General features: G+C 65.5%; 5 protein-coding genes and 4 pseudogenes. All 9 read left to right on the top strand.

Annotation, left to right across the window (positions count from 1 at the left end; translation table 11 throughout):
* Positions 1-21 precede the first annotated feature (21 nt).
* Positions 22-906 (top strand): annotated as a pseudogene (locus ABIN98_RS22110) (ArdC family protein); the annotation flags it as partial.
* Between the two features lie 74 nt (positions 907-980).
* A pseudogene (locus tag ABIN98_RS22105) lies at positions 981-1359 on the top strand (DUF2958 domain-containing protein).
* A gap of 125 nt (positions 1360-1484) precedes the next feature.
* Positions 1485-3588, top strand: a pseudogene (locus tag ABIN98_RS22100) (ParB/RepB/Spo0J family partition protein).
* A gap of 85 nt (positions 3589-3673) precedes the next feature.
* Positions 3674-4090 (top strand): hypothetical protein, encoded by a 417-nt coding sequence (locus ABIN98_RS22095; protein WP_346913194.1) that lies wholly within the window; start codon positions 3674-3676, stop codon positions 4088-4090.
* Positions 4083-4728 (top strand): annotated as a pseudogene (locus ABIN98_RS22090) (antitoxin of toxin-antitoxin stability system). The gene ABIN98_RS22095 and the pseudogene ABIN98_RS22090 overlap by 8 nt, the downstream one beginning before the upstream one ends.
* Before the next feature lie 119 nt (positions 4729-4847).
* Complete coding sequence (locus tag ABIN98_RS22085) at positions 4848-9188, top strand: strawberry notch family protein (RefSeq protein ID WP_346913192.1); 4341 nt, start codon at positions 4848-4850, stop codon at positions 9186-9188.
* A complete protein-coding gene (locus ABIN98_RS22080) occupies positions 9188-10243 on the top strand; it encodes a toprim domain-containing protein (RefSeq protein ID WP_346913190.1) in 1056 nt (351 codons plus the stop codon). The genes ABIN98_RS22085 and ABIN98_RS22080 overlap by 1 nt, the downstream gene beginning before the upstream one ends.
* Positions 10244-10598: 355 nt before the next feature.
* Positions 10599-11534: a DUF2493 domain-containing protein gene (locus ABIN98_RS22075; RefSeq protein ID WP_346913188.1), complete on the top strand. Its 936-nt coding sequence runs from the start codon at positions 10599-10601 to the stop codon at positions 11532-11534.
* 170 nt (positions 11535-11704) lie between these two features.
* Positions 11705-12121: a hypothetical protein gene (locus ABIN98_RS22070; RefSeq protein ID WP_346913186.1), complete on the top strand. Its 417-nt coding sequence runs from the start codon at positions 11705-11707 to the stop codon at positions 12119-12121.
* The last annotated feature ends 477 nt before the right edge of the window (positions 12122-12598 follow it).

Below are 12598 nucleotides of genomic sequence, written 5' to 3'. Positions count from 1 at the left end.
CGCCCGTCGCGGAGACCCGAGATGTCCAGACAGAACCGCAAATCCGGCGCCGGGGGCGACCGGACCAACCTCTATTCCGAAATCACCGACAAGATCATCGCCGAACTGGAGGCCGGCCGGATGCCGTGGGTTCAGCCCTGGGGAACGGCGGCGGCCAAGGCGCCGCTGTCCATGCCGCAGAACGCCTCGACAGGACGGACCTATTCCGGGATCAACGTGCTGCTGCTCTGGGGCGCCGTGATCGAACGCGGCTTTTCAGGCCAGAGCTGGCTGACCTTCCGCCAGGCGCTCTCGCTCGGGGGCAATGTCCGCAAGGGCGAAAGCGGAACCACAGTCGTCTATGCAGACCGCTTCGTGCCCGAGGATGAAAAGCGCCGCGCGCGCGAGACCGGCGAGGACGTCCAGGCGATCCCATTCCTGAAACGCTTCGCCGTCTTCAACACCGACCAGTGCGAGAACCTGCCGGAAGACGTAGCGACCGCAGCGCCACCGGTGCCGGCCGGACTGATCGAACCGCGCGTCGAGGCGCTGATTGCGGCGACGGGGATCGACTTCCGCATTGGCGGCAACCGGGCCTTCTACGTGCCGGCCCATGACTATGTGCAGGTGCCGCCGCCGCAGGCCTATTTCGAGCCAATTAACTGGCACCGCACCGCCCTGCACGAACTCGGTCACGCCAGCGGCGCTCCCCTTCGTCTTAACCGCGATTTCTCTGGCTCGTTCGGGTCGAAGAAATACGCCTTTGAGGAACTCATCGCCGAGATCAACGCCGCTTTCTGCTGCGCCTCGCTAGGCATCGCGCCGACCGTCCGGCACGCCGATTACATCGGCTCCTGGCTCGAGGTCCTGCGCGAGGACAATCGCGCCATCGTCCGCGCCGCCAGCCAGGCGAGCAAGGCTGCTGACTAGCTCCTTGCCTTCGCCCCGGACGATGCCGATCAGACGAACCGGGTTGAACCTGCTTGCGACAGGAGGGTGTCATGATCCTCTTGACCGACGATTTGCGCGTCCGGCTGCTGGCCAATGGGCGGCAGAGCGATGTCGACCATGTGCCGGTGGTGAAATTCTTCAATCCCGTCGGCGCGGGCACCTGGCTCATCACCGAAATGGAGCCGGACGGCGACACGCTGTTTGGGCTCGCCGATCTCGGCTTCAGCTGTCCCGAGATGGGGCTCGTGCAGCCTCGCGGAGTTCAGGTCGATCCCTCTGCCCTTCGGTCTTGGCATTGAGCGGGACATCCTCTTCGAGGGGCTATTTCCGCTGTCGGTCTATGCCGAAGCGGCCCGGCTGGCCGGCAGCATCGTTGAGAGCGAACGCTTGCTCAGGGCCGCCGCGGTGTCGCTGCGAAACAGGCGGTGACACTCCCATCCCATCGGCGCGGCGCTCCCACTCCGGATGAGGAGAGTGAGAGGGCTGCGCCTTTTTCCGTGACGGGTTTGAGGTCGAGAGAGAGGCTCTCGGCGCCCGTCGCGGAGTAAATCACGATGGCACCTGCCGTTCAGAAAATCACCCTCAGCGCCTCGCGCGACATCCCCTTCAACAAGCTCGTGCTCTCCCAGTCCAACGTCCGGCGCCTCAAGGCGGGCGTCTCGATCGAAGAACTGGCCGAGGACATCGCCCGCCGCGGTCTCCTGCAGAGCCTCAACGTCCGGCCGGTCCTCGATGACGACGGCGCTGAAACCGGCATGTTCGAGATTCCCGCTGGCGGCCGCCGTTATCGGGCGCTCGAACTTCTGGTGAAGGCCAAGCGCCTCAACAAGACCACGCCGGTACCCTGCGTGGTCCGCGAGGCCGGGACCGACATCTCGCCCGAAGAAGACTCGCTCGCCGAGAATGCCCATCGCGCAGCGCTGCACCCCCTCGACCAGTTCCGGGCTTTCAGGACTTTGCGCGACCAGGGCCTCACCGAGGAGGAGATCGCCGCGCGCTTCTTCGTCTCGACCGCCATCGTCAAGCAGCGGCTCAAGCTCGTCACCGTCTCGGAGACGCTGCTCGATGCCTATGCCGAGGACGAGATAACCCTCGATCAACTCATGGCCTTCACCGTCTCGTCCGACCATGCGCGCCAGGAGCAAGTTTGGGAATCGATCCAACATAGCTGGTCGAAGGAACCCTATCAGATCCGCCGGATGCTGACGGAGAACACCGTCCGGGCGTCTGATCGGCGGGTCCGCTTCGTCACCACCGACGCCTATGAGGCGGCCGGCGGCATCGTCCTGCGCGATCTCTTCCAGGACGACGACGGGGGCTGGATCGAGAATGTCCCGTTGCTGGAGCAGCTCGTCGCCGACAAGCTGAAGACCGAAGCGGAAACCATCGCCGGCGAAGGCTGGAAGTGGATCGAGGTCGCGGCCGACTTCCCCTATGGCCACACCCAGGGCCTCCGTTCGATCACCGGGACGCCGGTCGATCTGGCCGAAGACGAACGCGCCCAGCGTGAGGCACTGCGCAACGAGCTCGACGACCTCGAAGCCGAATATGCCGAGGCGGACGAACTGCCCGATGAGGTCCATGCGCGGCTCGGCGAGATCGAAGATGCCCTCGAGGCCTTCGAAAATCGTCCCGTCCATTATGATCCCGCCGAAATCCCCCGCGCCGGCGCCTTCGTCAGCATCCGCCACGATGGCCGGCTCTCGATCGATCGCGGCTATGTCCGTCCCGAGGATGAAGTCGCCGACGGCGATACCGAAGGGTGTGCCGCTGGCGGTGAGGAAGGTGCCAGTAATCTGACCGGAACCGTCCAGCGCACGGTGACTACCGTCGGCGGAGAACAGCCGGGTCAGGACGATGACGAGGATGTCGTCAAGCCGCTGCCCGAGCGTCTGGTGACCGAGTTGACGGCACACCGGACGCTGGCGCTGCGGGACGCGTTGGCGAGCAACCCACATGTCGCGATGACCGCGCTGCTCCACAAGCTCGTCCGCGACACCTTCCAGCACGTCTCGTCGACGGGCTGCCTCGAAGCCTCGGTCCGGCACATCTTCTTCTCCGTTCAGGCCGAGGATCTGAAGAACAGCGCATCGGCCAAAGCGATCGACGAGCGCCAGGAAGCCTGGCAGGCCGATCTGCCGACCGATGAAGATGCACTCTGGGCGAAGATCGACGGTCTCGACGATGCGAGCCGCATGGCGCTTCTCGCCCACTGCGTCTCCTTCGGGGTCAATGCGCTTTACGAGAAGGCCAACCCCTATGGCGCAGGCCCGACCACGCATGGCGTGCAGCAGCGCATTCGCGAAGCGGACCGGCTCGCGCGCGCCGTTGCTCTCGACATGGTGGAGGTGGGCTGGCGGCCGACAGTCGGCAACTATCTCGGCAGGGTCACGAAGCCGCGCATTCTCGAAGCGGTGCGCGAGGCGAAGAACGAAGCGACCGCGCAGCTCATCGACCATCTGAAGAAGGGCGACATGGCGAAGGAGGCTGAAACGGCTTCTCGCCGATAGCGGTTGGCTTCCCGAGCCGCTGCGCCTGGCACCGCTCGACGCGGACGCCGCCAAGCAGCCCGACGACGAGACCGACACGCTGCCCGCGTTCCTCACCGAGGACGACGAATCCGAAGACGAGGAGCAGCAGCCGGTCGCGGCCGAATAGCCCGCATCCGGCGCTCTTCCTGCACACCAAAATTCCAACTTGCGCCCGGCCGATGTGCCGGGCGTTCTCGTTTCAGGAGTCCATCATGGCCGACTATTTCACCCATTTCTCCTGCGTGCTCGACGTCGGCACACCCGACAACGCCGCCCATGCGCTCGATCTCTATAACCGCCTGTCCGAGGAAAACACATCGGAAAATCCGCCCTCGGAAGGGTTCGATCTTTCCATCGTTCCCGAGCATGGCGGCACCAGCCTCTGGATACGCGACGAAGTCACCGGCGACCCGGAGCATGTCATCCAGTTCGTCAAACGCTGCGCCGCCGCATTCGGCCTCACTGGGCTGTGGGGCTTCCAATACGCCAACACCTGCTCGCGCGTGCGTCTCGATGCGTTCGGCGGCGGGGCTCACGTTCTCGATCTCGCCACCGGCAAGACCGTGGCGTGGACCTATACCGGAGGCTGGCTTGCCCAAGTGCTCGATGGAGGCGATCCCGATGCCTGAGATCATCGAAACCACTGTCTATCGGCTCGATGAGCTTTCGGGACGCCGCCAAAGACGCGGCCCGCGCATGGTATCGGCAGGTCGGCTTCGACCATGACTGGTTCGAGTTCGTCTTCGACGACTTCGAGCACATCTGCGCCATCCTCGGCGTCGAGCTGCAAACTGTGCCGGTTCGCCTCTACGGAGGTGGCACAAGGCAGAAATCGTGCATCTTCTTCTCCGGATTCTGGAGTCAGGGCGACGGGGCCTGCTTCGAGGGGCGCTATCGCTATGCCAGGGCCGCACCCCGCCATATCCGCGATCACGCGCCGAAGGACAGCGAGTTGCACCGGATCGCCGATGCACTGCAGGTGATCCAGCGGCGCAACTTTTACCAGCTCCACGCCGGCGTCGTTCATCGTGACCGCTACTACCATGAATATTGCATGGCGATCGCGGTCGAACGCGATAGCTCGACCTGGCAGGACATGACGGCTGATGCGGAAGGTGCCGTGATCGAGGCGCTTCGTGACCTCGCGCGTTGGCTCTATCGCCAGCTCGAACGCGAATACGAATATCTGACCTCGGACGCGGCCGTCGACGAAACCATTGCCGCGAACGAATACACCTTCACCGAGAATGGACGTCGGTTCGGATAGCCGAGGAGTTCGATCTCCCCTGAGAGGGAGAGGGAGGCCGTGACGGGTTTGAGCCCGTCCGGTGGAGAGAGAGCGCCGGACCGGCTCGTCCGTCTTCCGCTCTCCTTAAGGTTCTCACCATGACCAATGCTTCCGCTCGCGCCGCCGCTCCGGCCGCGCCGCTCCCTCTCGCCTCCGATGTCCGACCCGCTTCGGCCATCCTTGCCGCCGCCGGGCAGCTTCTCCTACATCTCGAAAAGGGTCGGCCGATCGATGCCGCGAAATTGCGCGCGGCGATGGAGGCGGCCTTCGGCACCTCCGATACCACCGGCGCCTGGGACTGGAAAACCGCCTACGACGCCTGCGAGGCGGCGTCCATCCTGTTCCTGCGCAAATACGGAAAGGCGCTTTTCCGCAAGGCCGGTTCTCCGGCTCCGCGGCTTTCCGCCGTGTCGAAGATTGCCGCGCTCCTTCCGACCCACACCCGCCGGTCCGAGGAAGCCCAGAACTTGCAGCAGTTCTCGACCCCGGTCCCCCTCGGCCTAGTTGCTGCCCACGCCGCCGCCATCACCACGGCGGATCGTGTTCTCGAACCATCGGCCGGGACCGGGCTCCTCGCCATTCTGGCCGAGATCGCCGGCGGCTCGCTCGCCCTCAACGAACTGGCCGAGACGCGCGCCGACCTGCTCGCCTCCCTCTTTCCGGCGGTGGATATCACCCGTTTCGACGCCGCGCAGATCCACGACCATCTCAACCCGGCAATGATCCCGAGCGTGATCCTGATGAACCCGCCATTCTCGGTCATGGCCAATGTCGAAGGCCGCGTCGCCAACGCCGCCTTCCGCCACATCGCCTCGGCGCTGGCACGCCTTGCGCCCGGTGGCCGGCTGGTGACGATCACCGGCGCCAGCTTGGCGCCCGACCATCCGGCCTGGACATCATCCTTCGCGCGTCTGCAGGAACGCGGCCGTGTCGTCTTCTCCGCCGCGATCGACGGCTCGGTTTACGCCAAGCACGGCACGACGATCTCCACCCGGCTGACCGTCATCGACAAGGTTCCCGCCGATGATCCGACAGCATTTCCCGCATCGCCAGGTGTCGCACCGGACACCGCGGCATTGCTGTCCTGGGTCGACGAGCACCTGCCGGAGCGGCTTCCCTTCGATCCTTCGGTCGCGGTGCCTGCGCCAGCGACTCTGGCCCCTCGCAGCGTGCGCGGCTATCTGAACCGTGCCGCCAAGGCCGCATCGCCTGCGCCGACGGCCGAGCCCGAGGCACAGCCGCTTGCCTATGAAGCTGCCGATTGGCAGGTGGCCGACACCGCCCGGCTCTCCGACGCGATTTACGAGGAATACGGTCTTCAGGCGATCCGCATTCCCGACACGCAGCCCCATCCGACGAAGCTGGTGCAATCGGCCGCGATGGCGTCCGTCACACCGCCCAAGCCGAGCTACCGACCGCGTCTTCCCGTCAATATCGGCGAGTTGCTGTCCGGGGCGCAGCTCGAAACCGTCATCTATGCTGGCGAGGCCCATTCCGACCATCTCGCCGGAACCTGGACGGTCGACGACACCTTCGATGTCGTGTCCGCTGCCCCGGAGGACGCAAAGAACGCGATCCGCTTCCGCCGCGGCTTCATGATCGGCGACGGCACCGGCGTCGGCAAGGGCCGCCAGTCGGCCGCGATCATCCTCGACAACTGGCTTCAGGGCCGTCGCAAAGCCGTCTGGATCTCCAAGTCCGACAAGCTTCTCGAAGACGCGCAGCGCGACTGGTCGGCGCTCGGGATGGAACGCCTGCTGGTCACGCCCCTGTCGCGTTTCCCGCAGGGCAAGCCGGTCACGCTGGCGGAAGGCGTCCTATTTACAACCTACGCCACGCTACGGTCCGACGACCGCGGCGAAAAGGTTTCGCGCGTCAAGCAGATCGTCGAATGGTTGGGCTCCGACTTCGGTGGAGTGATCATTTTCGACGAGGCGCATGCAATGCAGAACGCCGGTGGCGGCAAGGGAGAACGCGGCGATGTCGCGGCCTCGCAGCAGGGCCGCGCGGGCCTGCGCCTGCAGCATGCGCTGCCGGATGCGCGCATCGTCTATGTCTCCGCGACCGGCGCCACCACGGTCCACAATCTCGCCTATGCCCAGCGGCTCGGCCTCTGGGGCGGTGAGGAGTTTCCCTTCGCCACGCGCGCCGAATTCGTCGAAGCGATCGAGGCCGGCGGCGTCGCCGCAATGGAGGTGCTTGCCCGCGACCTCAGGGCGCTCGGTCTCTACACCGCCCGCTCGCTCAGCTTCGACGGCGTCGAATACGAACTGGTCGAGCACGAACTGACCCCCGAGCAGACTCGCATCTACGACGCCTATGCCGGCGCCTTCGCCATCATCCACAACAACCTCGATGCGGCGATGGAGGCGGCCAACATCACCGGCAGCGAGGGGACGCTGAACCGACAGGCGAAGTCTGCCGCCCGTTCGGCTTTTGAGTCCGCCAAGCAGCGCTTCTTCGGACACCTGCTCACCAGCATGAAGACCCCGACGCTGCTCCGCTCGATCGCCGCCGATCTGGAGGCGGGCCACTCGGCCGTCGTCCAGATCGTCTCGACCGGCGAGGCGCTGATGGAACGCCGCCTGGCGGAGCTGCCGACCGAGGAGTGGAACGACGTTCGGGTCGACATCACGCCGAGGGAATATGTGCTGGACTATCTCGCCCATTCCTTCCCGGTGCAGCTCTACGAGTCGTTCACCGACAGCGAGGGCAACCTGTCGTCACGCCCGGTCTATCGCGACGGTCAGCCGGTCGAGAGCCGCGAGGCCGTCGCCCGCCGTGATGACCTGATCGCCCGGCTCGCCAGCCTGCCGCCCGTGCCCGGCGCGCTCGACCAACTCGTCCAGCATTTCGGCACCGACATGGTGGCGGAGGTCACGGGGCGTTCGCGCCGCATCGTCCGCAAGCGCAATACCGGCGGCATGGTTCGTCTTGTCGTCGAGACCCGCGCAGCGGCCGCCAATCTGGCGGAGACCCAGGCATTCATGGATGACGACAAGCGCGTCCTGATCTTCTCTGATGCCGGTGGAACCGGCCGCAGCTACCATGCCGACCTCTCCGCGCGGAACACCCGGCTGCGCGTCCACTATCTGCTCGAACCGGGCTGGAAGGCCGATGCCGCCATTCAGGGGCTCGGTCGCACGCACCGCACCAACCAGGAGCAGCCGCCGCTCTTCCGCCCGGTCGCGACCAACGTCAAGGCGGAGAAGCGCTTCCTTTCCACGATCGCCCGTCGCCTCGACACGCTGGGCGCGATCACCCGCGGCCAGCGCCAGACCGGTGGTCAGGGCCTGTTCCGGCCCGAGGATAATCTGGAAAGCGCCTATGCCCGCGATGCGCTGCGTCAGCTCTATCTCCTGATCGTGCGCGGCAAGGTCGAGGGCTGCTCGCTTGACCGGTTCGAGACCGCCACCGGCCTGAAGCTGATGGATTCCAACGGCATCAAGGACGACCTGCCGCCGATCACCACCTTCCTCAACCGCCTGCTGGCGCTCACCATCGAGCTTCAAGGCATCCTCTTCACTGCCTTCGAGCAATTGCTGAACGCCAAGATCGAGGGTGCCATCGCCAGCGGCACTTATGATGTCGGACTGGAGACGCTGGTGGCCGAGCGTTTCACCGTCACCGGGAGCGAGACCATCTACACCCATCCGGGCACCGGCGCGGAAACCCGGCTGCTCACGATCACCCAGCGCGACCGCAACCGTCCGCTCACGCTGGACGAGGCTTTCGATCATCTCGACGATCCGTGTGCGCGGCTCCTGATCAATGAGCGCTCTGGCCGTGTCGCCGTCCAGATCCCCACGACCAGCGTCATGCTTGACGATGGTGAGGTGGAACGCCGTGTTCGGCTCATCCGTCCGATGGAAGCCCACAACCTCCCCGTTAGGATGATGGGCGAGACCCGCTGGATGGAAGCTGACCGCGCAGCGTTCGCTGTCGCCTGGGAGAACGAGGTTGCTGAGGTACCGGCGTTCTCCGAGAGCACGATCCATGTCGTGACCGGCCTGTTGCTGCCGATCTGGAAGCGTCTGCCCAACGACTCCAGCCGAGTCTATCGGCTCCAGACCGATGACGGCGAGCGCATCATCGGCCGCAAGGTCTCGCCCGCCTGGGCAGCCACGGCGACGGCGACCGGCAGCACGACCATCTCCGCGGATGACGCCTTCACCGCACTGATGGACGGGCGCACGATTCTCGACCTTGCCGAAGGGCTCCAGCTTCGTCGCAGCCGCGTCATGGGCGCCAACCGCATCGAGCTCTCCGGCTTCACCGACACGATGCGCGAGCGGCTCACCGCCTATGGTCTCTTCCACGAGATCATCTCTTGGAAGCTCAGGATGTTCGTTCCAGTCGACGCCTCCGGTCCGGCTGTTCTCGGCCGCGTGCTCGATCGCTTCCCGGTCGAGCGCATCGGCGAACGGGAGGCCGCCTGATGTTCCGTCACGACGCTTCCGAACTGGCAACCCGTCTCGGCCGGCAGGCTGAGGCGGTGTGCCGCGAATATCTGCCCAGCGGCAGGCGCGAGGGACGCTACTGGATGGTGGGCGATGTTTGCAACACGCCGGGGCGCTCGATGTTCGTGCGCCTGACCGGCCCCGAATCCGGCAAGGGTGCAGCGGGCAAATGGACCGATGCCGCAACGTCTGAACACGGCGATCTTCTCGATGTCATCCGCGAGAGCTGCGGCCTGATCGACTTCAAGGATGTCGCCGACGAGGCGCGGCGGTTTCTCAGTCTGCCGCATCCCGAACCGGAGCCAGCACCCCACAACGCCTGTAAGGCGCCCGCACCAACGGGTTCGCCACTCGCGGCGAAGCGGCTGTTTTCGATGGCGCAGCCGATCGCGGGCACACTCGCGGAAACGTATTTGCGCAAACGCGGCATTACGGCTTTGCACGGAACCGGATCATTGCGGTTCCATTCGCGCTGCTACTACCGACCCGACGAGCATGCGCCGACCGAGGCCTGGCCGGCCCTGATTGCCTCGGTGACCGATCTCGACGGCCACCAAACCGGCGCTCACCGGACCTGGCTCGATCCCAACGGCTTCAGCGAGGTGACCCTCGGCAAGGCGTCGATCGACACGCCGCGACGGGCGATGGGCGACCTGCTCGGCCATGCGGTTCGCTTCGGTGTGGCCGGAGAGGTGTTGGCGGCGGGCGAAGGCATCGAAACGGTGCTTTCGCCCCGCATGGTGCTGGCCCAAATGCCGATGCTCGCGGCGCTCTCGGCGGCTCATCTCGCAGCCATTGCGTTTCCAACGGACCTGCGGCGGCTCTACGTCCTGCGCGATCGCGACCCGGCCGGTGACAATGCGCGGCAAAGCCTGATCGCCAGAGCGACGGGTCAGGGGATCGAGGCAATCGGGCTCACGCCCCTGCGCGACGACTTCAACGAGGATCTGCGAGAGCTGGGCGCCGATGCCATGCGCGCGGCCTTGAGGGAGCAGCTTCGACCACAGGATGTCGCCAGATTCATGGACGGCTGAGAGTGTCGGTCGGGGCGGCACGACCGGCGGCATCCTGTCTCGTCTTCCGTGATCGAGATGTGCCCGCTGTCGGGAAAGCCACACCCACGGCCTTCTTCGAGAGGGCGATCGGCCCACAATCGGGCCGGGCCGGCAATGGCGGCGCTCCGGCTATTTTCCGCCGGCGGGGGATCCACCCCACGCGACAGGTCGCGCGGGGACCCCGGACCGCCCCGCCTTTGCAGCGCGAATCAAAATAGCCGGGCTTCGCCATCAAGGCCTCACGTAGTTCGGGCTGCCAACCCGTCCCGCCCGTGGGCTTTCGACGCCTGCGAAGGCCGCGATGGGCGCGGTCTCCAGACCTGGGAGCCACCCGATGACTTACGAAGACGACGATACAGGCTTTGAACCCGTTCACACCTCATCCCCGACCGATCACGTTCTCACCGAACTCCAGCTCTACGGCTGGCGCCCCTTTCAGGACGAAGCCGATCCGAGACCGCTTCCCGAAGGCGAAGTCGTCGCCGGCGCGGTCGCAGACATCTTCGGCGCGCTCATCGCGACGCTGGGAGAGACCCGCCTCGAACCCGATCTCGACGATCTGCTCTGGTCGACGGTCAATCTCTTCCACCGTGCCACCGACCGCGTCGAGCGTGAGCTTGACGACAATGAGGTGACGCAGCGCCGCCTCCAGCGCGAGCAGGATGGCAGCGAGGTGAAATCCGCGGAGCTCGAACGCCTGACCGCCGAGGGACAGACGCTGATCGAACGGCGCAACAGCATGGAGCTCTTCCGTGATGTCGCCGCCGAACAGTTCGAGCGCCATACCGGCACTCACTGGCGGCCCCGCTCGGGCTCGATGGTCAACCACCGCAACCTGACCTCGGCGATGATCGACAGCCGGGACTTCCTCGCCGCCCGGCGCCGGGCGGAAACCGAAGTGATGCTACCCGCCGGCACCAAGGTGGCGCTCACGGGCGGGCTCGACTTCAATGACCATCGCCTGATCTGGGCGCGGCTCGACCAGGTTCACGTCAAGCACCCCGACATGCTGCTGTTGCATGGCGGTTCGCCCAAGGGTGCCGAGCTGATCGCCGCCAAATGGGCGGACAACCGCAAGGTGGCGCAGATCGCTTTCAAGCCCGACTGGACCAAGCATGGCAAGTCCGCACCGTTCAAGCGCAACGACGCCATGCTGGACGCACTGCCGGTCGGCGTCCTCGTTTTCCCCGGCACGGGCATTCAGGAGAACCTCGCGGACAAGGCCCGCAAGCTCGGAATCCCGGTCATGAAGGTCGACGGCGGCGCATAACGCGCCGCCGCCTTTCCAGGCGGCGTGACCGCCTTTTCCTTGACGGGGCACGACAAAATGCCCTTGAATATGCGGGAGATGAAGAACCGGTATTGAAGCCCAGTCGCAGGCGGAGCGTATTCCCTGGCAGCCTGACGTGATCCCTCAAGAGATCCCACGGAGGCGCTTCCATGACGCTTATTCTGCTTGCCATCTCCCTGCTGACCGCATTGTGCTTTCTCGCGTTCCGGTTCGCGATCTATGCCTTGCCGTTCATGGTCGGGCTGACCGTCTTCCGCTTCGTCCATGCCACGGACGCCGGCTTCCTCCTCTCCGCGCTCGCGGCCATCGGGGCGGGACTGCTCTCGATCGGGATCGTGATCTTCTTGCTCGGTTTCGCCAAGAACCCAGCCGTGCGATTTCTGGCGCTCGCCGTCTTTGCTGTCCCGGCAATGGTCGCCGGCTACGCGCTCGTGCATGGCGTCACCCACGACGCCATCCATTCGACCCTCGCTCTCAACCTCGTCTGCGGCGCAGGCGGTCTTGTCGTCGGCCTTGCCGCGATGGCCAATCTCAATGCGCTCGGTACGCGCGTTCTGACTGCCTGAACGCACCGTCTTTGCCGTCCGGTTCGCCCGGTCAAACCGGGGCCACTGTCGCCGGGTCATTGCGCCCGGCTGGCGCGAATGGGGCGTGTCGAGGGCATCGGCGTTTCGTCAGCGGTTGCCATGTCGCCTCCCCACGTATCCCTCGTCGACAGACTCTCACAACATAGCTGCCGCTCCGTGCATGGACTGTACCGCTGGTGGTGGATAGGCCGCGGAACACTTCCCGCTCCGATCGCAAATCCTCGCTGGACCGGACCATCGGGTTTCCGAACCGGCCGCTGCGGCGCCATTCGGTTGCCCGGAAGCTGTTTCTGGTTTCGCGGTGGCCCAGCACGAACGCGGCGCCGGGTGGCGCTGAGAGACAGGCTGTGCATGTGCACCGCCGGTGCGGTGCCGGATCCTGCCTGATCTGTCGATCCCCGCGAGAACGATGTTTCTGGTCCCTGTCTTCCGTTCCGCTTCTGTGAAGGACCAAAT

Source organism: uncultured Roseibium sp. (assembly GCF_963675095.2).
Lineage (GTDB): Bacteria > Pseudomonadota > Alphaproteobacteria > Rhizobiales > Stappiaceae > Roseibium.
The sequence above is the reverse complement of the archived record's forward strand: the minus strand, read 5'-3'. Positions and strand labels throughout refer to the sequence as shown.